A 19,475-nucleotide genomic window follows, 5' to 3' on the forward strand; every position below is an offset into this window, starting at 1 on the left:
GTTTAGCACGAGTCACCAGCGCTTTCGTAGACCACTCCCAGCTCCGGGTCCAGCCGCAGAACCAGGGAGCCCACGGCCGCCTGGCCATTTTGCAGCGCCAAGGGCCTTAGGTTACGCAACAGAGGGTGGCTCTGCCAAGCCGGGGGGATCTGCAGGGCGCGAAGAGCACGGTAGACCCGCCAGCCGCTCAGCCGCACCGATCTCATAAAGATCCGCTCGGCCCACGCGTCCGTCGGAGTGCGCTCCAAGTCCAGGAAGTCGCCGTCGGGATTGAGCGCGAACCGGTCCCCCACTCGGTGAAGCAGGACGACCCCTACAGAGGGCTCTCCGTAGCGTGTTAGGGGGAACTGGGTGTCTTGTTCCTCTTCGTCCTCCAGCTTCATCGCTCCCAAGCGATCCTGGGGGGTTCCGAGCAGGGACATACCGTCCCGGACCGCTAACCCATGAGCCCATTGTCTTTGTTTCTCGATCTCTCGCTTGAAGTCCCTGCGGGCCAGTTCCATCTCTGACGCCACCTGGGTTGGGCAGTCCAAAGGGCCATCGCCGTAGACCAGCTCCACCAGGCGCTCGATCTCCGTGGGCAGCGCCAACGAGGATCTCCCTTTCAGCAGTACCCAGGTGCGCAACAACAGGTAGCGTGAGTACACCCGGTCCCAGCTTTCCAAGTCTGGAGAAGCCTCTGCCAGTCCGGCCACGTAGAGCCGAGGCACCTGGTGCGGCTCGGGGCGGCGCCGCTCCCCGGCCTTCACAGGATCGAACCGGTGCAGCCGGCCCGCCCGCTGTAGGACCAGATCCACGGGAGCCAGGTCGGTGAGCATTGCGTCGAAGTCAAGGTCCAGACTTTGCTCCACCACCTGGGTTGCGATCAGGATCGCCCTACGGGGCCTGGACAGCTGCCGGTACCCCTCCCTGCCGAAGAGCCGGAGAACCAGCGCCTCCCGCGCCTGCCGCTCCTCGGACGGATACCGGGCGTGGAAGAGGTACACTTCAAGGCTTCCGACGCGCTTGCCCACGGGTACGTTCCCCGCCCAGATGGGTTCTCCATGGCCCACAAACTCGTAGGCGCGCTGCGCTCGATCCACCGTGTTGACGACGCACGCTACGCAGCCGCCCATCCCCGCAAGCCGCTCGGCCGCGGAGACCACACAGTCGATTCCTTTGGGGATTCCGCGAACCTCCACTGTCCGCTCCCAGTCGCTGGCGGGGATCGCTACGGCCCTGGCCACTTCGCGGGGCCGGGCCACCAGAATGCGAGGATACGGCGCCTCCACTTCCGGAACTTCAGCTCCGTATGCCCGAACCAGGGCCGCCCGCCGGTCCCTAGGCAGGGTGGCGCTCATGAGGATGACGGACGACGCCTGGCGCCCGAGCCAACCCAAGAGAGTTTCGATCAGGGAGGAGGTGTACGTGTCGTACGCGTGGACCTCGTCCAGAACCACCGTACGGTTGCCCAGGCCGAAGAGCCGGACGAAGTGGTGCCGGACCTTGAGCACACCCAGGAGCGCTTGGTCCACGGTCCCCACCCCGTACTCGGACAGCATGGCGCGCTTTTTGTGGGTGAACCACTCCGCGGCGTAGATTCCCTCTTCCGGCGCCTCGGCGACGCGTTCAGGGCGCAGCGCTTGGTACTCCCGACTCAAGAGCGCGGTGCCGTGCTGCAGTTGGAGATCCAGGGGGCGCCCACCGAAGCACCGAAGGAATTCCAGCACCCGTGGGAACATCCCGTTGCCCGTCGCCATGGTAGGCAGCGCCACGTACATGCCGCGGTGCCCCGATGCTCTCTGAAGGAGAAGGTGCGCATAAAAGGCCGCTTCTGTCTTGCCCGAGCCCATGGGCGCCTCCACCACGATGAGCGCGGGGCCAGAAACGCCAGTAAGCGCATCTATCACGGCTTGTTGTACAGAGTTCGGGCGAAAGCCAAAGAGAGATTCGAAGGAGACGGTACCCTGAGTGAGAGGGGTTCTAGATGTCCAACCGATGTCGTCCAGGGCTAACCGGGCCAGCGACCGGGATTGCTTGAGATAGGCCCGCAAATCCGATAGGTCCCTGCCGTAGGGGAAGTGTGTGGGGCTGGAAGCGATCCAGTCGCTGAGACTGGTGAGAGCCATGAGGGCAAGCGCGGCCTCTTCCGGGAAAAAGGAGAGTGCTGCGGGAACTTCCGCGTCCAATGCCGTGAAGAGATCGCCAAGCAATGCGTTGCGGGCGTCTTCCCAGTCGTGATCGCCGACAACCTGGGGGTCCTGCACTTGCGCGATGTGTTCCTCCTCCGGGACGAATCCGTGGTGGGCACCGATGGCTCGCCCGACAGCTTCACTTACCCGGTTGTCTACGCCGCAACGTCGGAGCCAGGTGGCTAGCAATGCAAGACTTAGGGCCCCATGCGGGACATCCGGGCTTTCCCGAGGGAACCTGAGCCCGCCTTTAGCTACCCGTTCTCGACCCGCAGCCCACTTGGACTGAAACGTAGGTGTAGCCTTCCCTAGATCGTGGCTCGCTGCGAGCGCCGCGGTGAACGTCACCGCGTTTCCCTCATCCAAACCGAGAGCCCGCGCAAGCCGCCAGCGGGTGGTTGGTGGCTCCCGTTGCAGCACCTCCAGGACTACCCCTGCGACATCCAACATATGGCCGATTAGAGAATGAGGGGGATCGCCGCTCTTGGCCCACAACAAGTAGTGATAACGACCCGTTACCATCTACCCCAGTGTAAGCAGGCATAGGCAGGAACACCTGCTCGGGACACTAAAGCAATATGGCCGACCGCAGCTTGCACTCCTACCGAATACCCCCAAACCTCGGTTGGATCCAAGCTGAAACCTCCTTAGGAGCCGACAATCTTATTGGTCAATCCGAGCTCTTAGACTCGTCGCTAGACCTCTCCTTCCAGTTCGTCTGTCTCCCGTAAGCACAGACGTAACCCGGGTACTTGGTAGCCGCTCCGTACGAGCCACCACCGGCCCTCGCGCACCACGCAGGCTGCCGCGCCGCTCACGCCGATGGCCTCCATGCCGAGCACGCAGCAGACCGCCTCCGCGCTCAGTTCCCTGACGAGCCTGCGCGGCGCGGCCGTCCCGGGGAGCAGGGCGGTCGCCCCCGAGTTTGGCTGTAGTCTGGGCCGTATTCGGGTTGTCCGGCAGGCGAAGACAGGCACAGAAGCACGGGCTGAAACCCGCTCACACGCGCGCCGTACCCGCGCCCGCCCCCCGTGGACCGTGCGCCGCCCGCAGGGGGCTCCAGGCCCCCGCGCGTCGGGGGGAAGGGGAGTGCCATGCGCTGCCCTCCCCGGGTACCGTCGCTCGGGGCTCCTGGCGGCGGGGGTTGGGGGGGACCCCAAACACACCGGCCGCGGGACCCCCGGGTGCGCTGCCTGGAACCCGAGGACTTCAAGCGCGCCCTGGCCGCGCTGGAAGATCAGCCCAAGGTCCTCCACGCCGTGCTGTTCGCCGCCCTGACGGGCCTCCGCTGGGGCGAGCAGGTCGCCCTCCGCATCGAGGAGGACGTGGATTTCCGCCGCAACCGGCTGCGCATCAGCCGGGCCCTGTACCGCCGCACAGCACAGACCCCCAAGACCCCAGCAAGCGTCGGCGACGTGGAGATGTGCCCGACCGTGCGGCGGCTGCTCCAGGCGGTACCCTGGCGCGAGGGCTACGTCTTCTCCCCCGACGGGCGGACCCCCATCGGGGACGGGTCGTGGATCAAGCGCCAGTGGCGGAAGGCCCAGATCCGGGCTGGCATTCGCAGGCCCATTTCGTGGCACGACCTGCGGCACCAGTTCGTCAGCCTCCTCATCGCCAGCGGCCGCCACCCCAAGTACATCGCCAAGCAGGCCCGGCACGCCTCAGCGGGGTTCACCCTGGACCGCTACGGCGAGCTGTTCGAGACCATCCCGATCACCTCGGTCGAGTGGTGGGATGACCTGCTCTGGCCCCAGGGCTGCCCGTACGTCCCGTGGACACAATTTGGACACACCGACGACGCGGTGGGGGCGGAAACCCGCGTCCTGTCTGCATCAGCGCTGGTGGAGGCGGCGGGAATCGAACCCGCGTCCTGAGTGAATGAGGGCCAGGCGTCTACGAGCGTAGTCTGCGTTCTGGCTCTCGCGGCCGCCGGCTCCCGCAGACCGGATCCGCCGGCCGCCAGCCCGTTGTGATTCCCGACACGCGCCCCGGGCCAGGGCCCGTGCCGGTAGCCGGCTGGTGGCGCCTCACCCGGGCCGCCGGCGGTCCCGGGGAGACGTCGTCGCTACTTAAGCGGCGAGAGCGTACTGATGGTTGGCGTTTATCGCCATGCCAGTTGATTAACGAGGACCTGGCACCTCGGCTCGCAGCCTCGCTTCTTCCCACCCAGTCGAGACCGTTCGCCCCCAACGTCGGTCCTACGACCATCTCCAAGTATACCACAGGGGGAGCCCCGGAACCCCGGCCCACACCGCACCCATCATGCCATCACACCATCACAGGGCCCTGGCAGCGTGCACGTACCGCAGGCCCCACTCAGGCAGGGCGGGTGCGCAGCACGCAAAACGGACGAGCGGGACGTCGCCAGGACCACGGGACCCAGTCGCGCCCTCCGGGTGCCCACGCGGCGCAGGATGTGCCACGGTGGGGAGAGAAGCTGCGCTGACATGACGCAGGGACCGCCGCCACCATCTGCCGGCCGGCGACGTTCCCATGAGGACACCGGGGGCCACGGCAACACGGCACACCGGCCGCCCGCGCCGCCCAGCGGGGAACCCGCCCTCGGTGGACGCGCCCTCCAGCGCGCCCTCCAGGAAGTCGCCGCGCTGTTCCTGCGCCTGGGCGCCACCGCGTTCGGCGGCCCGGCCGCCCACATCGCCATGATGCGCGACGAGGTGGTGCGGCGCCGCCGGTGGCTGTCCGACCAGGAGTTCCTCGACCTGCTGGGGGCGACGAACCTGATCCCCGGGCCCAACTCGACGGAGATGGCGATCCACCTGGGCTACCGCCGGGCAGGCTGGCCGGGGCTGATCGTCGGCGGCGCGGCGTTCATCGCGCCGGCGATGCTGATCGTCATGGCGCTGGCCGCAGTCTACGTCCGGTACGGGGCCACGCCGCAGGCGACCTGGCTGTTGTATGGCGTCAAGCCGGTGATCATCGCCATCGTCGTGCAGGCCATCGCGGGCCTCGCGCGGACGGCGGTGCGGGAGCCGCTGCTGGCAGGAGCGGGCGCGGCGGCCCTTGCGCTCTACTTCGTCGGGATCGACGAGATCGCGTTGCTGGTCCTTGTGGGCCTGGCCGTGATGCTCTGGAGGAACGTCGGTCGCAGCGCGGTCCGCAGGCTGGTCTTGGGGATGGTGGCCGGGCTGGCGGTGCTGGCGGTCGGGGCGGCCGCCCTGGCGCCGACGGCGCTGGCTGCGGCGTCAGGGGCCGCGTCGTCGGTGCCGTTTACGGTCGGGCGTCTCGTCCTGGTGTTCCTCAAGATCGGCTCGGTCCTCTACGGCAGCGGGTACGTGCTCCTGGCCTTCCTGCGCGCGGACTTCGTCGAGCGGCTGGGCTGGCTGACCGACCAGCAGGTGCTGGAAGCGATCGCCGTGGGGCAGGTCACGCCGGGGCCCGTCTTCACCACGGCGACGTTCGTCGGCTACGTGCTGGGAGGCGTACCGGCCGCGGTCGCGGCCACGGTGGCGATCTTCCTCCCGGGCTTTGTGTTCGTCGCCGCCAGCCATCCCCTCATTCCCCGGCTGCGGCGCTCGCCCTGGGCCGGCGCGCTGCTGGACGGCGTGAACGTGGCGTCGCTGGCCCTGATGGCGGGCGTGGCATGGACTTTGGGGCGTGCTGCGATCACCGACGGCCTGACCGTTGCGCTTTCGGCCGCGTCGCTCGTGCTGCTGGGGCGCTCCCGCGTCAACGCGGCGTGGCTGGTTGCGGGAGGTGCGGCAGTAGGAGTTCTGAGCGGGCTTGGCAGGTAGGTGCGATGAGGTGTACCGGCCTGCGCGCACGGTGCAACGCGGGTCACGGCGACCAGCGCGGGGACCCCGAGCGTCCCGCGACGCGTGCGGCAACGGAGTTACCCTGCGCTCCCCGCTGCCCGGCGCAGGCGGTCCATCACCGCCCGCCCCAGCCCGCGCTCCTCGATCGCTTCGACCACGATGGCGTCGAGGCCGGCCTCGTCCAGCTCGCGCAGCTGCGCGAAGAGCCTGGCGGCCACGACGGCGGGATCGGCGCGCGGCCCCATCACGCGCACGACGGCGCCGGACGGGACGGCCGCCGCGTGTTCCTCGGTGACCATGACACCGACGCGCAGCCCGCGGTTCCACAGGTCGCGCACCGCCTCGGCCACCGCGTCCCCGAGCCGGTCGGGCGACGCGTCCACCAGCACGACGCGCGTACGAGGCGCGTAGTGCCGGTAGCGCGTGCCCGGCGCGCGCGCGAGCACCGGGGCGCCCGGCGGTGGCAGCGCCACCGGCCCGAGGAGATCGCGCAGGGTCTCGACGGCCACGCCGCCCGGCCGCAGCACCGACGGCGGCGAGGTCGTCAGGTCGAGCACCGTGGACTCCACGCCGACGGGTGTCGGGCCCCCGTCCAGCACGAGCTCGATCGCCTCGCCCAGGTCGGCCAGCACGTGCTGGGCCGTGGTGGGGCTGGGCCGGCCCGACCGGTTCGCGCTGGGCGCCGCGATGGGACAGCCGGCGGCGCGGATCAGGGCCAGCGCCACAGGGTGGGCGGGCATGCGCACGGCCACGGTCCCAAGGCCCCCGCGCGTCACCAGCGGCACCTGGGGCGCGGCCGGCAGCACCAGGGCGAGCGGCCCCGGCCACAATCGCGCCATCAGCAGGCGCGCCGCATCGGGGAGCGCGGCCGCCAGCCCCTCCACCTCGGCGGGATCGGCCACGTGCACGATCAGGGGGTTGTCGGCAGGCCGCCCCTTGGCGGCGAAGATCCGCTGCACCGCCTCGGGGTTCAGGGCATCGGCGCCCAGGCCGTAGACGGTCTCGGTGGGGAACGCCACCAGGCCGCCGGTGACGATCACCTCGGCGGCTTCGGCGATCGCGCCGGGGTCGGGTGCAGCGGGATCGACCGGCAGCAGCCGTGCCGGCATGGGTGCTACGCCGGGGCCCAGCGCAGTGCCGCCGCGGCGGCGCGCGCGCGCTCCAGGGCGTCGGCGGCGGAGGTCCCCAGCGCGGTGACGTGCCCCAGCTTGCGCCGCGGCCAGGACTCGGCTTTGCCGTAGAGGTGCAGGCTGACCAACGGATCGGCCAGGGCGTCCTCGACCCCGGTCAGGCGCACACGCCCGCGGTGCTCGCCCAGCAGGTTGACCATGGCGGCCGGCCGCAGCAGGTCGGGCGCCCCCAGCGGCAGACCACACACGGCGCGCACGTGCTGGGCGAACTGCGAGGTCGCGCACGCCTCGATGGTGTAGTGGCCCGAGTTGTGGGGCCGCGGCGCGAGCTCGTTGACCAGCACCTCGCCGCGTTCGAGCAGGAACAGCTCGACGGCCAGCACCCCGACCAGGTCCAGTGCGCTGGCGATCGACTCGGCCAGCCCCCGCGCGCGCGCGGCGACCGCCTCGGGCACGTCGGCGGGCACGCTCACCTCGTGGAGGATGCCGTCGCGGTGCACGGTGCGCGCCACGGGATACGTCACGACGGCACCGTCGGCATCCCGCGCCACGAGGACCGCCAGCTCGGCAACGAAGGGCACGACCCGTTCGACGACCAGCGGGCCCCGGGCGAACCCGAGCGCACCGGCTGCGCGCAGATCGTCCGGCTGCGCGATGCGCACCTGGCCGCGACCGTCGTAGCCCGCGTAGGGGATCTTCACCAGGCACGGCAGCCCCAGGGCGCCGATCGCCTCCTCGAGGGCAGCGGGCGACGCGGCCTCCCGCCAGGGCGCCACAGGGAACCCGTGGCGCGTCAGGAACGCCTTCTCGCGGCTGCGGTCCTGGCAGACGGCGAGCGTCGTCACGTCGGGCCGCACCGGACAACGCGCGGCGACGGCGCGCGCGGCGTCGAGTCCGACGTGCTCGACCTCGAACGTCACGACGTCGGCGCGCGCGGCGAGCGCCGCGTGCGCGTCGAGGTCGTCGAACGTGGCCACGAGGTGGTCGTCGGCGACCGCCGCAGCCGGCGCGTCGGGCGCGGGATCGAGCACCACCACGCGGTAGCCCATGCGGCGCGCATCCAGCGCCAGCATGCGCCCGAGCTGGCCACCGCCGACGATACCGAGCGTCGCCCCCGGGCCCAGGACGCCCTTCGCGGTCCGCGCGGCATCGTGCGCAGGGGCGCGGGTCATGCCCGGTCGGCCTCCCGGACCGCCTGCGCCTGTGCCCGGGCGTGCTCGCGCAGCCGTTCGCGCACCGTCGCGTCGCTGACGCCGAGGATGCGCGCGGCGAGCAGGGCGGCGTTGACGGCACCGGCCCGCCCGATGGCCACCGTGGCCACCGGGACGCCCCCGGGCATCTGCACGATGGAGAGCAGCGAGTCCAGGCCCTTGAGGTGCTCCGAGGGCACGGGGACCCCGATCACCGGCAGCACGGTCTTGGCAGCCGTCATACCGGGCAGGTGCGCCGCCCCGCCGGCGCCGGCGATGATGACCTTGAGCCCGCGTGCCTCGGCGGTCTGCGCGTACTCGAACATCCAGTCCGGGGTGCGGTGGGCGGAGACGATGCGCATCTCGTACGGGATCCCCAGCGCGGCGAGCACCTCCGCGGCGGCCTCCATCACCGGCCGGTCGGAGACACTGCCCATGATGATACCCACCTGGGGCGCGCCGGCCGGTGCGCTCATCGCGTCGCCCCGGCCGAGCGCCGCAGCGCCCGCTCGGCTTCGCGGCGGGCCTCGCGCGCGGCGACGGCCTCACGGCGGTCGTGGAGCTTCTTGCCGCGGGCGACAGCCAGCTCCACCTTGGCCAGGCCGCGGCGGAAGTACAGGCGCAACGGCACCAGCGTGTAGCCGCGTTCGGCGACCTTCGCGCGCAGGCGCGCGATCTCCCGACGGTGCAGCAGGAGCTTGCGCGGCCGCCGCGGCTCGTGGTTGAAGATGTTGCCGGCCTCGTAGGGAGGAATGTGCAGGTGGTGCAGCCAGACCTCTCCCTCCTGTACCCGCGCGAACGCCTCCTGCAAGGACACGCGCCCGGCGCGCAGCGACTTCACCTCGGTGCCCGTGAGCACCAGCCCGGCCTCCAGGGTCTCCTCGATGTGGTAGTCGTGACGGGCCCGCCGGTTGGTGGCGATCACCTGCTCGTCGCGCGGTTCAGGCATCGTGGGACACCCGCATCAGGGTGGCTTCGGCCTCGGCGACCACCGTCCCGTCGGCGGCCAACAACACCGCCCGGCCCTGGCGTACGCTGCCGCGGCGGCCCGTCTCCTCGGCCTCGACGCGCAGCGGCTGACCCGGCCGGGCCGGCCGGCGGTAGCGCACCTGCAGCCGCGCGGTGACCGTCGGGTCGCCCTCGGTGTAGCCCAGGGCGGCCATGGCGTCGTCCAGCACCGCGGCCAGGATACCGCCGTGGACCACGCCTGCGAACCCCACGTGCAGATCGCCCGGCGTGAACTCCCCCACGACCCGGGCGCCGGCTCGTGCGAACCGGACGCGCAGCCCGATGGGGTTGGCCGACCCGCAGACGAAGCACCGCGACGCATCCCGCATGGCGTCCACAGCATACCAGGCCGGCGCTGACGGCTGCCACCCATCGCGCCGCTGGCACCGCCGGCCCGCCGGTGGGCTGCGGCATCGGAGCCGACACCCTACAGCGGCCGTTCGAGGTAGAGGAACGCGCGCTCGAGGCCAAAGCCCAACCGCCGGAGGAATGCCCCGGCCACAGGGTCCAGCGCCCAGGCGGTCGCGTACGGCACGACCCCGCGCGCTGCCAGGGCGCTCAGCACCGAGGCGGCCAGCGCGCGCCCCACGCCCCGGCGCCGGTGCGTCTCGCGGACACCCACGGTCCACGCGGCGCGTCCTGCACCGACGTCGACCGCAGCAACGCCCACCACCATCCCGTCGCGCTCGGCCACGAAGGCGCGGCCCTCGCGCGCTGCCAGGGCTCTGTCGACGGTGGCGGCCTGCGCGCGGTCGTCGAAGAGCTCGGCGCACAGCCGCACCACGCGCTGTCGATCCTCAGGGGATGCCCGGCGCACCTGGTAGCCAGCGGGTGGGGCGACCGCCGGCCGCCGGGGGCCCCGGTAGCGGTAGACCAGCAGGGCGTTGGCGAAGCCCGCCTGGAGGGCCTGGGCTACGGCAAGGCCGACCGCGTTGTCCTCGGCGGCCCGCAGCAGCACCGTGTCCTGGCGCCCTGCTTGGAACCGGGCGACGAGAAGCGCGGCCAGCCGCGCCACCAGGCGCTCGCGGCGGGATGGCGGCATCTCGGCGAAGGTGGGCGCCAGCAACTCCTCGGCCAGCCACTGCCCGCGGGTGCGGCCGACGATGAGCAGGCCGGCCGGCTGTCGGTCGACTTCGACGACGCACACGTCCTTCTCCGCGTGGACGAACCAGACGTCCTGGGGGGCGGGCGGACCGTCGCGATCGAACGTGGGCAGGTAGCCGCTGGGGTACGCGACCTCGAGGAACGCGGCCAGCGCGGTGGCGTCGGCGGCGGTGGCAGGGCGCAGGGCCACGAGCACGGCCGGCTACTCCTTCCAGGGTACCTCGGGCGCGTCGCCCCACAGGCGCTCGAGGCGGTAGAAGGCGCGCGTCTCGGGCCCGAACACGTGGACGACCACGTCCCCGTAGTCGAGCAACACCCACTGCGACTCCTCATCGCCTTCGCGCATGGGCAGGCCCGGGACGTCCAGCGCCTCGACGATGGCGTCCACGATGGCCCGCAGCTGCACCCGGCTGGTGCCGGTGCAGATCACGAAGTAGTCCGTCACCAGCGTCTGCCCGCGCAGGTCGAGGATGACGATGTCCTCGGCGCGCTTGGCGTCGGCCGCCGCCGCCGCGCGGCGAGCCCGGGTGAGCGCCTGGTCTCCCTGGGGGCGACGGGCAGCCCGCCTAGCCACCAGCCGGGCTCCGGGGGATGGTGGGGCGCACGTACAGCTGGCGCTTGCGGATGTAGGCCTCGACGGCCTCGGGGACCAGGTAGGCGATCGGCCGTCCCTCCCGCACCCGGGCCCGGATGTCCGTGGACGAGATCGCCAGGGCGGGGATCTCCATCACCAGCACGTTGTCCAGCGTGCGGCCGGTGTTGTTGCTGCGCCGCAGGGTCTCCAGGTCGAGCGAGTAGCCGGGCCGGGTGGCGGCGATGAACCGGCACATTCCCAGCAGCTCCTCCGACTGCGCCCACTCACCCCGGAGGATCTGCAGGATGGCGTCGGCGCCCGTGATGTAGTAGATGTCGGCGTCGGGGTAGCGGGCCGCCAGCCCGCGGATCGTGTCGATGGTGTACGAGGCGCCGGGGCGGTCGATCTCGATCCGCGACGCGCTGAACGCCGGGTTCGAGACCGTCGCCAGGAAGGTCATCAGGTAGCGGTCCTCGGGATCGGTGACGTCGCGGGGGTCCTTGTGCGGCGGGTGCCGGTTGGGGACGAAGAGCACCTGATCGAGGCCGAACTGCACACGCGCTTCTTCGGCGGTCACCAGGTGCCCGTAGTGAATCGGGTCGAAGGTGCCGCCCATGACGCCGAGTTTGCTCACGCCGACCGGTCACACCTCCCCGCACGTCGCAGGCGCGCTTCACTTCTGGACCCCTGCAGGGGTCTCCTCCCGCCGCGCCGCGTCCAGCAGCGCTGCCGCAGCCTCCACGAGCGCCGGCACGCCCTCGCCCGTCGCGCCGGAGACCGGCAGCCCGTGCACCCCACGGGCCGCCAGCGCGGCGACCGCATCGTCGGCCCGCGCGCGTGCCTGGGGCAGGTCCACCTTGTTGAGGGCGACGATGGCCGGGCGCTGCGCCAGGCCGGGGTCGTACTGCGCCAACTCCCGCCGCACGGTCGCCAGCGCGTCCAGCGGATCCTCCGGCGCGGCCAGATCGACGACGTAGATGAGCACCCGCGTGCGGGCGACGTGCCGGAGGAACTGGATCCCGAGGCCCGCCCCCGCGTGGGCGCCCTCGATGAGACCGGGCAGGTCCGCGGCGACGAACCGTCGGCCGTCGGACAGCTCCACCACGCCCAGCACCGGCTGGAGGGTCGTGAACGGGTAGTCGCCCACCGCGGGCCTGGCCGCGGAGATCCTGCGCAGGAGCGTGGACTTGCCGGCGTTGGGCAGGCCCACCAGCCCCACGTCGGCCAGCAAGCGCAGTTCCAGCTCGACCCACCGCTCCTCGCCGGGCTCGCCGGGTTCGGCGATGCGGGGCGCGCGCCGCGTCGGCGTGGCGAACCGGGCGTTGCCGCGGCCGCCGCGGCCGCCGCGGGCCAGCACGGCCCGCTGGCCGTGCGCGACCAGATCGGCCAGCACCTCACCCGTCCGGGCATCGCGGACGATGGTGCCCACGGGGACACGGACCACCAGATCGGCGCCGCGGCGCCCCGTGCGACGGCCGCCTTCCCCGTGGCCGCCGTCGCCGGCGCGCAGATGCTGGCGGTACTTGAAGTCGACGAGCGTCGTCAACCCTTCATCGGCCACGGCGACGACGTCACCGCCCGCGCCGCCGTCGCCGCCATCGGGCCCGCCCTTGGGCACGAACTTCTCCCGCCGGAAGGCCACGCAGCCGCGGCCGCCGTCACCGCCTTTGACGTAGATCCGGGCCTGGTCGACCAGCACGGCGACGTGTCCACCTCACAAGCAAACGGCCCGGGCCGCACGGCCCGGGCCGGACGGATCCCCCACACGCGCGTCAGGCCGGGACAGGGTAGACGCTGACCTGTCGCCCGTCGCGGCCGCGGCGCTCGAACGCCACCACCCCGTCGACCAGCGCGAACAGCGTGTCGTCGCGCCCGCGGCCGACGTTGGCGCCCGGCCAGACCTTCGTGCCGCGCTGCCGGACCAGCACATGCCCGGCCCGCACCAGCTGGCCCGCGAACCGCTTGACCCCCAGACGCTTACTGTGGGAGTCGCGGCCGTTACGACTGCTGCCGGCACCCTTCTTCGATGCCATGGTGCTCCCTCCGTCCCGCCGTCAACGTGCGCGAGGTGGCGCGCCCTCCACCCCGGGCGGGCTACCCCGCGATCTTCTCGATGCGCACCTCCGTGAACGCCTGCCGGTGGCCGATCGTCCGCCGGTAGTGCGACTTGGCCTTGAACTTCACCACCGTGATCTTGGGCCCGCGCCCCTGCCGCACGACCCGGGCCTCGACCCGCGCACCGGCCACCACAGGCGTCCCGACGCGCACGGGCGGGCCGCCGATCAGCAGCACGCGGTCGAAGGTGACCATGGCGCCGGGCGCCGCGTCCAACCGCTCGACCCGCACCACGTCCCCTTCGCGCACGGTCAGCTGCTTGCCCCCTGTCTCGATGACCGCGTACACCTCGCACCTCCCGCGCCCACGCGCGCCGACACGCGGTCAGGCCCACTACCCCGCCAGGGACGGGAGCGGGCCTGACCGCCGTCATGGTAGCACGGGCGATCGCCGCCCGCAACCCGCGCTTCCTAGGAGCCGTTCCGCCCCAGGAACCGCCGCAGCACGCGGGCCACGAGCCCGTCCCGCCGGGGCGCGTGCTCTGCCGGGGTCGGCGCGGGTCCGGCGGCGCTGGCTGCGGCCAGCGCGCGCTCGTAGGCCGGGTCGCGCTCGGCCAGCGAGAGCACCTCGCCCGGCTCGCGGTCCATCCAGAACTGCATCCGCCGTGCGGCAGCCCCGGCCTCCAGGTCCTCGAGCCGGTCGCCCTCCAGCACGTTGAGGCGCTCGATGTGCAGCCCCTCGCGGCCCTTGACGCGCAGGCGGCGGCCGTGGGCTTCCTCCAGGGCCCGCAGCCAGCCCGCACCGTCGCGGAACAGCGCGCCGGCGACCTGGGGGTGGACCTCCACCAGGATCGCGGAGGCCGTACTGGTGCGGGCGAGCCGGCGCAGTTCGCGGCGGACCCGCATCGCCATCGTGTCGGGCGAGAGCACCCGGCCCCGGCCCTCGCAGTAGGGGCAGGGCATACGCATGATCTCCTCCAGGTCCTGGTAGACGCGCTTGCGGGTGATCTCCACCAGGCCCAGGGCGGTGAGGTCGATGACGTGCAGCTTGGCCCGGTCGCGCTGCGCGGCCGCCTGCAGGGCGTCGAGCACCTTCTGGCGGTGCTCTTCCTTCTCCATGTCGATGAAGTCGACCAGGATGATGCCGCCGATGTCGCGCAGCGCGATCTGGCGGACGATCTCGTCGACCGCCTCGAGGTTCGTCTTCAGGATGGTGCTGGCCAGGTCGGTCTTGCCCACGTACTTGCCCGTGTTCACGTCGATGACCGTCAGGGCCTCGGTGCGGTCGAAGACGATGGTGCCGCCGGACTTCAACCAGACCCGCCGTCGTAGCGCCCGGTCGATCTCCCGCTCGATGCCGAACTTCTCGAACACCCCCTCGGGCTCACGGTAGAGGACCAGCCGGTCCTTCAGGTGCGGGGCGAAGGAGCCCAGGAGGTCGGCGATGCGCGCGTACTCCTCGGCCGAGTCGACCACGAAGCGGTCGACCTCGTCGGTGAACAGGTCGCGCACGACCCGCCGGATGAGCCGCAGATCCTGGTAGATCAGGGCGGGCGCACGCTGCGTCCGTGCCCGCTCCAGCACCCGCTGCCACAGCTGCTGGAGGAACGCCACGTCGTCGGCCAGCATCTTCTCGGTGGCTCCCTCGGCGGCGGTGCGCACGATCACGCCCATGCCCTCGGGCCGCACGCGCTCGGCGAGCTGGCGCAGGCGCTTGCGCTCGGCCTCGCTGGTGATGCGCCGGCTGACGCCGACGTAGTTGACGGTGGGCATGAGCACCAGGTAGTGGGCGGGCAGGGCGAGGTACGTCGTCACCCGCGCGCCCTTGCTCCCCATGGGCTCCTTGGTCACCTGGACCAGGAGCTCCTGGCCCGGCCGCAGCCGCTCGGTGATCACCCCTTTGCCCAGCGGCGCCTCGAGCTCTTCCCCGTCGAGCCGCTGCGCGCGGATGTCGTCGACGTGCAGGAAGGCGTTGCGCTCGAGCCCGATGTCGATGAAGGCGGCCTCCATGCCGGGTAGGACGTTGGTCACCCTGCCCTTGTAGATGTTGCCGGCCACGGGCTCCGACCGTTCGATGAACAGGTTGACCAGCACGCCGTCCTCCAGGACGGCCACACGCACCTCGGCGTCCTCGATGTTGGCGATGATCTCCTTCATGCTCGACTCCTCACGGTCCCCGCCGGCAGCCTCCTGCCTGCCGGCGATCGTCATCCGCGCGCACCCCATGCCCGGGCCCGAATGCCCAGCAGCAGCCCCGTGGCGGCGAGCGTCGCGAGCAGCGAGGTGCCCCCGTAGCTGAGCAGCGGCAACGGGATCCCCGTGACCGGCAGCAGCCCCACCGTCATCCCGATGTTCACCACCACGTGAAAGCCCATCATGGCCCCGATGCCCGTCGCCATCAGCCCGCCCAGCCGGTCGCGCGCCCCGGCGGCGATGGCGAGCGCCCGCCAGATCCACACCCCGTAGAGCCCCAGCAGCACCGTGGCCCCGACGAACCCCAGCTCCTCGCCGACGACGGTGAAGATGAAGTCGGTGTGCTGCTCGGGGATGAAGCGCAGCACGTTCTGCGTGCCGGCGAACAGCCCCTTACCGAAGAGCTGGCCCGATCCCACCGCGATCTTGGCCTGAATGATCGCGTACCCGGCCCCGAGCGGGTCAGCGTACGGGTCGAGGAACGCCAGCAGCCGACGGCGCTGGTAGTCGTGCAACGCGCCCCAGAGCAGGGGCAGCAGCGCGGCGCCCCCGGCGGCGGCCGCGGCCAGATCGACGGGGCGCGCGCCAGCCACGTAGAGCATCGCGGCCAGGATGGCGAGCAGCACCAGGGCGGTACCCAGGTCGGGCTGGCGCACGATCAGCAGCGCGGGGACCGCCACGTGGACCGCATAGGGCACGAGCGCCCGCAGGCGCGGGAGGGTGCGCGCGGCGTCCAGGTGGCGGGCCAGCGTGACGATCACCACGAGCTTCGCCAGCTCCGACGGCTGGACGCTGCCGACCGGCCCCAGGGCGATCCAGCGCTGCGCGCCCAGGCGGCTGTCGCCCACCACGAGCACCGCCCCCAGCGCCAGCAGGGCCCCTGCGTACAGCAGGGGGGCCGCAGCCGCCAGCCGCCGGTAGTCGAGCCGCGCGGCCACCAGCAGCGCCACCGTCCCCACCGCCAGGTGCAGCGCCCGGCCCCGCACGAGCGCCGCCGCGCCCGGCGCGCCGTGCGTGGCCGACACGAGGACCACCACGCCGTAGGCCGCAAGCAGCACCGTCGCGGCGACCAGCGGCCAGTCGACGTCGCGCGTCCATGCCGCCCTCACGGCCGCGAGACCTCCCCCGTGGCCGCCAGGAGCGTCGGGGCTGCCGCAGCGAAGACGGCACGGGCGATGGGCGCGGCGGCGGCACCGCCGCGGCGGCCGTGCTCGACAAAGACCACCACCACCAGCGCCGGGCGATCGGCGGGCGCATATCCGGCAAACCACGCGTGGGGCAGGCCGCGGGGGTTCTCGGCGCTCCCGGTCTTGCCGGCGATCGCCAGACCGGGCACGGCCGCCGCCGCGCCCGTCCCGCCGTCCACGACCGCGCGCAACCCCTCGCGCAGCGTGCGCACCGCTGCCGCAGGCAGCGCGAGGCGCCCATCGATCCGCGGCGCGGGCTCGGCCAGCACCCGCCCGTCGGGGGCCACGATACGGCGCACCAGCCGCGGGCGCACCAGCACGCCGTCCGTGGCGACCGCCGCCATCATGCGCGCCACCTGGAGGGGCGTCACGAGCACCCACCCCTGGCCGATGCTCATGTTCAAGGTGTCGCCCGGATACCAGGGCTCCTTCCACACGCGCTGCTTCCACGCGGCGTTGGGCACCAGACCCGCGGCCTCGGCGGGCAGGTCGATGCCGGTCGGCTGGCCCAGGCCCAGCATGGTGGCGTACCGGTACAGCCGCGCCTCCCCGACGGCCTGGCCGAGCGTCCAGAACATCACGTTGCACGACACGGCGGTGCCGCGGATGAAGTTGACCGTGCCGTAGGCGGCCAGGTCGCGGAAGACCCACCGTCCCAGCCGCAGCGCGCCGGTGCAGTGGAAGACGGTGTCGCGCGTGGCCAGCCCCTCGGCCAGCGCGGCGAGCCCGGTGACGACCTTGAACACGGACCCTGGCTCGTAGGTGCCCTCGGTCGCCCGGTTCAGCAGCGGCAGCGCGCGGTCGGCAATCAGCCGGCGCCAGTTGGCCGCACTGATGCCCCCGGCGAACAGCGCCGGCGCGTAGGCCGGGTGACTGGCCAGGGCCAGCACGTCGCCGGTGCGCGGGTCCATGGCGACGACGGCGCCCGCCTGCGTCCCCAGCGCCTGTTCTGCCACCGCCTGGAGGTCGGCGTCGATGGCCAGGACCAGCGACTGCCCGGGCCGCGCCGCCTCGCGACCGAGCACGCGCACCGGCCGGCCCGCTGCGTCGACCTCCACCCGCAACCGGCCCGCGTGCCCGCGCAGCACGGCGTCGTACGTGCGCTCGATGCCGGTCTTGCCGATGAGGTCACCGGGGCGGTAGCCCGGACGGGTGCGCAGCTCTTCCTCGGTGATCTCCCCGAGGTACCCGACGAGGTGAGCGGCGTGCGTGCCCAGCGGGTAGTGGCGCACCGGCTCGGCCTGCACCACGACCCCGGGCAGGTCCAGGCGTTGCTCTTCGATCGTGATGACCGCGGCCTTGTCGGCGTCGCGCCGCAGCGGCACGGGCTCGAACGGCCGCTGCCGGCCGGCGGCGATGCGCGCTGTGATCTCCTGGGGCTCCAGCCCGACCAGCGGCGCGAGCCGCTCGGCCAGGCGCGCCGGCTCCCTGACCTCCATGGGGAGCACGCTGATGGTGAAGGCCGCCCGGCTCGTCACCAGCGGACGGCCCTTGCGGTCGTAGAGGACGCCGCGGGGCGCCGGTACCACGTAGTCGCGCAGCCGGTTCTGCTCCGACAGGCGAAGGTAGGCCGGCCCCTGAACGGCCTGCATCACCCACAGGCGCCCTTCAATGAGCAGCAGCAGCGCCAGGACCACGATGGTCAGACGCGCGGCACGCTGGCTCCACAGCGGCGGCGTCATCGCACTCCCCGAAACGGCAGCGCGCGGAGCGGGTAGCGGCGCCGACCAACGCGCTCGGCCCACTGCAGCACCGCATCCGCCGGCCGCACGAGCAGCGCGTTCGCTGCGGCGCCGGCGGACAGCTGCCAGGCGAGCTGCGACCACGGCAGCGGTCCGAGGCCGGCCGCCAGGACGACGCCAGCCCCCACGACCGTGCCCAGCACGGTCGCCCCACCGGCGGTCACCAGCAGCCCGGTCGGGTGGTCGACGTCGAGACCGGCCATCACGGACCCGGCGGCTGCCCCCACGACCAGGTAGACCACCACGTAGACGCCCAGCGGCCCGCCGGCCACCAGATCCCGCAGGTAGCCGGCCGCCGCGCCCACCACCGCCCCCTGCGCGACGCCGCGACGCACGCCCAGCGCGACGACCAACACCAGCAGCAGGTCCGGGGACGCGGGCAGCGGGAGTCGCGACAGCCACGCGCCATCGACCACGGTGGCCAGCGCCAGCAACCCGCCGAGCAGCAGCACCCGCATGCCCGCTACCGGTCGGGACCGCCCTCGACCAGGATGAGCACTTCCTCCACGTGATCCAGACGCACCGCCGGTTGGATCAGCGCCTCCTGGTACAGCGCCGCCTGCTCCCTGACCACGGAGACCACGGTACCCACCGGAATCCCGCGCGGGTACAGCCCGCCCTGTCCCGACGTCACGACGGTCTCGCCGAGCGGAATCTCCCGCTCGCGGGACACGTACTTGAGCCGAAGCAGCCCGTGCCCCTGGCCCTCCACCACCCCGGCCTCCCGCGACTGCTGCAGGATGACGCCCACGGCGCTGCGCGGGTCCGAGATGAGCAGCACCTGCGCGGTGCCGGACGTCACGGTCAGCACCCGGCCGACCAGGCCCTCGGCCGCCACCACCGGGTCGTTGCGACGCACGCCGTCCCGCGCGCCGCGGTCCACGAGCAGCACGGCGAACCACGCCCGGCTGTCACGGCCGATCACCCGCGCGCCCAACGCCCGTCCGGGCAGCTGCTGCCGAAACGCCAGCAGGCGCTCGAGCCGCCGCGTCGCCTGGGCCTGCTCGCGCAAGCGGCCCACCTCGCCGGAGAGCCGTTCGACCTCCTCCCGCAAGCGCGTGTTCTCTGCCCGCAGGCGGCCGATCTCCGTGTAGAGGCGCCAGAACCGCGCCACCGCGTCGGCCCCTCGGGCGAACACGCCCTGCACGGGCGCCAGCACGCCGAGCACGAGCGTGCCCAGGGGCCCGACGACGCGGCGGTCGGGCCGGCGGACCTGCGAGGTGAGCAGCACGATCGCCCCCAGCAGCAGCACGCCCACGACGAGCCAGCGCCGCCGCACGTCGTGCGCGCGCGTCAGGGTCGTGCGGTGCACCGTGGACGCCATGCGCCCCTCCGCCGCACTCCTC

At 72.4% G+C, this 19,475-nt stretch carries 19 protein-coding genes and 1 other RNA gene; 2 read left to right on the forward strand and 18 right to left on the reverse strand.

The window, feature by feature from the left end:
* Nucleotides 1-2: 2 nt before the first annotated feature.
* On the reverse strand, nt 3-2,693 hold the full coding sequence (cas3, locus tag QN157_13290) for a CRISPR-associated helicase Cas3' (protein MDR7556565.1): 2,691 nt from the start codon (nt 2,691-2,693) through the stop codon (nt 3-5).
* Nucleotides 2,694-3,355: 662 nt separating this feature from the next.
* Here cas3 and QN157_13295 point away from each other — a divergent pair.
* On the forward strand, nt 3,356-4,048 hold the full coding sequence (locus QN157_13295) for a site-specific integrase (GenBank protein ID MDR7556566.1): 693 nt from the start codon (nt 3,356-3,358) through the stop codon (nt 4,046-4,048).
* Here QN157_13295 and ssrA read toward each other — a convergent pair.
* Nucleotides 4,014-4,362: a transfer-messenger RNA gene (gene ssrA / locus QN157_13300) on the reverse strand. The genes QN157_13295 and ssrA overlap by 35 nt on opposite strands.
* A 259-nt stretch (nt 4,363-4,621) precedes the next feature.
* Here ssrA and chrA point away from each other — a divergent pair.
* Nucleotides 4,622-5,926 (forward strand): chromate efflux transporter, encoded by a 1,305-nt coding sequence (chrA, locus tag QN157_13305; protein ID MDR7556567.1) that lies wholly within the window; start codon nt 4,622-4,624, stop codon nt 5,924-5,926.
* Between the two features lie 98 nt (nt 5,927-6,024).
* On the opposite strand, the gene QN157_13310 is transcribed toward chrA, so the two are convergent.
* The 16 genes from QN157_13310 to mreC form a co-directional block, all read right to left on the reverse strand.
* Entirely contained in the window at nt 6,025-7,056 is a 1,032-nt protein-coding gene (locus QN157_13310; GenBank protein ID MDR7556568.1) for an L-threonylcarbamoyladenylate synthase, read from the reverse strand.
* Nucleotides 7,057-7,061: 5 nt separating this feature from the next.
* Nucleotides 7,062-8,249 carry a 5-(carboxyamino)imidazole ribonucleotide synthase gene (locus tag QN157_13315; protein MDR7556569.1) on the reverse strand — a complete coding sequence of 396 codons (1,188 nt, stop codon included), beginning with the start codon at nt 8,247-8,249 and terminating at the stop codon, nt 7,062-7,064.
* Nucleotides 8,246-8,743, reverse strand: a complete 498-nt coding sequence (gene purE, locus QN157_13320) for a 5-(carboxyamino)imidazole ribonucleotide mutase (GenBank protein ID MDR7556570.1) — start codon at nt 8,741-8,743, stop codon at nt 8,246-8,248. Before purE ends, QN157_13315 begins: the two co-directional genes overlap by 4 nt.
* Nucleotides 8,740-9,216 carry an SsrA-binding protein SmpB gene (gene smpB / locus QN157_13325; protein MDR7556571.1) on the reverse strand — a complete coding sequence of 159 codons (477 nt, stop codon included), beginning with the start codon at nt 9,214-9,216 and terminating at the stop codon, nt 8,740-8,742. Before smpB ends, purE begins: the two co-directional genes overlap by 4 nt.
* A complete protein-coding gene (locus QN157_13330) occupies nt 9,209-9,604 on the reverse strand; it encodes a PaaI family thioesterase (protein MDR7556572.1) in 396 nt (131 codons plus the stop codon). Before QN157_13330 ends, smpB begins: the two co-directional genes overlap by 8 nt.
* Nucleotides 9,605-9,702: 98 nt before the next feature.
* A complete protein-coding gene (locus QN157_13335; GenBank protein ID MDR7556573.1) occupies nt 9,703-10,575 on the reverse strand; it encodes a GNAT family N-acetyltransferase in 873 nt (290 codons plus the stop codon).
* A 6-nt stretch (nt 10,576-10,581) separates the two neighbouring features.
* Entirely contained in the window at nt 10,582-10,953 is a 372-nt protein-coding gene (gene rsfS / locus QN157_13340) for a ribosome silencing factor (GenBank protein ID MDR7556574.1), read from the reverse strand.
* Nucleotides 10,946-11,587: a nicotinate-nucleotide adenylyltransferase gene (nadD, locus tag QN157_13345; GenBank protein ID MDR7556575.1), complete on the reverse strand. Its 642-nt coding sequence runs from the start codon at nt 11,585-11,587 to the stop codon at nt 10,946-10,948. The genes rsfS and nadD overlap by 8 nt, the downstream gene beginning before the upstream one ends.
* Nucleotides 11,588-11,626: 39 nt before the next feature.
* Nucleotides 11,627-12,652, reverse strand: coding sequence for a GTPase ObgE (obgE, locus tag QN157_13350; GenBank protein ID MDR7556576.1), 1,026 nt, complete (start codon nt 12,650-12,652; stop codon nt 11,627-11,629).
* A gap of 73 nt (nt 12,653-12,725) precedes the next feature.
* The gene (gene rpmA / locus QN157_13355; protein ID MDR7556577.1) at nt 12,726-12,986 is read right to left on the reverse strand and encodes a 50S ribosomal protein L27; all 261 of its coding nucleotides are present in this window, start codon (nt 12,984-12,986) and stop codon (nt 12,726-12,728) included.
* 61 nt (nt 12,987-13,047) lie between these two features.
* Nucleotides 13,048-13,356, reverse strand: a complete 309-nt coding sequence (gene rplU, locus QN157_13360; GenBank protein ID MDR7556578.1) for a 50S ribosomal protein L21 — start codon at nt 13,354-13,356, stop codon at nt 13,048-13,050.
* A gap of 122 nt (nt 13,357-13,478) precedes the next feature.
* Entirely contained in the window at nt 13,479-15,218 is a 1,740-nt protein-coding gene (locus QN157_13365; protein ID MDR7556579.1) for an Rne/Rng family ribonuclease, read from the reverse strand.
* Nucleotides 15,215-16,309, reverse strand: coding sequence for a rod shape-determining protein RodA (rodA, locus tag QN157_13370; protein ID MDR7556580.1), 1,095 nt, complete (start codon nt 16,307-16,309; stop codon nt 15,215-15,217). Before rodA ends, QN157_13365 begins: the two co-directional genes overlap by 4 nt.
* Complete coding sequence (gene mrdA, locus QN157_13375; protein MDR7556581.1) at nt 16,306-18,069, reverse strand: penicillin-binding protein 2; 1,764 nt, start codon at nt 18,067-18,069, stop codon at nt 16,306-16,308. Before mrdA ends, rodA begins: the two co-directional genes overlap by 4 nt.
* Nucleotides 18,066-18,587 carry a rod shape-determining protein MreD gene (gene mreD, locus QN157_13380; protein MDR7556582.1) on the reverse strand — a complete coding sequence of 174 codons (522 nt, stop codon included), beginning with the start codon at nt 18,585-18,587 and terminating at the stop codon, nt 18,066-18,068. Before mreD ends, mrdA begins: the two co-directional genes overlap by 4 nt.
* 5 nt (nt 18,588-18,592) lie before the next feature.
* Nucleotides 18,593-19,453 (reverse strand): rod shape-determining protein MreC, encoded by an 861-nt coding sequence (mreC, locus tag QN157_13385; GenBank protein MDR7556583.1) that lies wholly within the window; start codon nt 19,451-19,453, stop codon nt 18,593-18,595.
* Between the last annotated feature and the right edge of the window lie 22 nt (nt 19,454-19,475).

This window comes from Armatimonadota bacterium (assembly GCA_031459855.1).
Classification (GTDB): domain Bacteria; phylum Sysuimicrobiota; class Sysuimicrobiia; order Sysuimicrobiales; family Humicultoraceae; genus Fervidifonticultor; species Fervidifonticultor primus.